Source organism: Vibrio sp. Vb1337, from assembly GCF_033338715.1.
Classification (GTDB): Bacteria; Pseudomonadota; Gammaproteobacteria; order Enterobacterales; family Vibrionaceae; genus Vibrio; species Vibrio alginolyticus.
Genome location: NZ_JAWOTD010000080.1, coordinates 1 through 1,571 on the forward strand (window position 1 = coordinate 1; position 1,571 = coordinate 1,571).

1 protein-coding gene is annotated in these 1,571 nt (G+C 49.5%); it reads left to right on the plus strand.

The features are described 5' to 3' along the window. A partial coding sequence (locus tag R7E42_RS23970) for a VCBS domain-containing protein (RefSeq protein ID WP_318073085.1) occupies positions 1-1,571 on the plus strand: 1,571 nt, incomplete at both ends.

Consider the following 1,571-nt stretch of genomic DNA (forward strand, 5'->3'; position numbering starts at 1 on the left):
ATTGACCATGCCGCCAACAGCGATAGCCTGACGATTGATTTCCCAATTGTTGCCACCGATTTTGATGGTGATACGACCACGGCAACCATTCCCGTTACGATCGCAGATGATGCGCCAATCATCGATAATGTTGTGCCTTTGGCTGTAGACGAAGATGATTTATCAGGTATTGGCTCAGACCAAAGTGACGCTGTGTTTGTTGAAGGCGCGTTCACCACTACCCAGGGTTCAGACCGAGTGGTGAGCTACCAACTTGATTCAACGGCTGATCCTGTCGCAGGTTTAACTTCTCACGGTGAGCCTGTTACCTTGGTAGAGACTGCGAATGCTGATGGTAGCTTCACTTACGTGGCTACCGCGGATGGCGATCCTGTCTTCACCATGAATGTGAATGCTGACGGTACATACAACTTCCGTCTGGAAGGCCCGGTTGATCACGCGCTAAACAGCGATGAATTAGTTCTGAACTTCCCAATCATTGCAGCCGACTTTGATGGCGATACGACAACCGCGACCATTCCAGTCACGATTACTGATGACGTTCCAACTATCAATAACGTTGTCCCACTCACGGTGGATGAAGATGATCTCGCTACAATTGGCTCAGACCAAAACGATGATGCGTTTATGTCGGGTTCTTTCACCACAACTGAAGGCTCGGACAGTGTTGTTAAATACCAGCTTGATGTAACAGCAGATCCAGTAGCAGGGTTGACCTCTCATGGTGAGCCTGTCGTGCTTGCTGAAACTGCTAACGGCGACGGCAGTTTTACTTACACAGCCACAGCAGATGGCAATGCCGTATTTGAATTAGTGGTGAAGCCAGACGGCAGCTACACCTTTACTCTGCAAGGTCCACTAGACCATGCGGTAAATAGTGACAGCCTACAAATTGATTTCCCGATTATCGCGACAGATTTTGATGGCGATACGTCGACAGAAACACTGCCTGTCACCATCGTTGACGATAAACCGACCATCACTGACGTAGATGCCATCACGGTTGATGAAGATGACTTAGCGACGATTGGCTCTGACGGCTCAGGTCCAATTTCAATCGATGGCAACTTCACTACAACGCAAGGCTCTGATGGGGTAGTGAGCTACCAATTGGATGCTGCTGCAACGCCAGTTGATGGTCTAACATCGCAAGGTGTGGCAGTGACGCTGACTGAAACCGCAAACGGTGATGGTAGCTACACTTATGAAGCAACAGCAGGAACTGAAGCCGTATTTACGCTGACCGTTAATACGGATGGTTCATACAACTTCACGCTGCAAGGTCCTATCGACCATGCGACAGACAGTGATGAGCTGACACTGAACTTCCCAATCATCGCGACGGATTTTGATGGTGATATCACCACAGAAACGATCCCAGTCACCATCGTGGATGATAAGCCGACCATTACCGGTGTCGATGCGATTACCGTTGATGAAGATGATTTAGGCACGATTGGCTCAGATCAGACTGACCCGATTTCAATCGATGGCAACTTCACCACCACACAAGGCTCTGACCGAGTGGTGAGCTATCAGCTTGACGCGTCTGCAACACCAGTAGCTGGCCT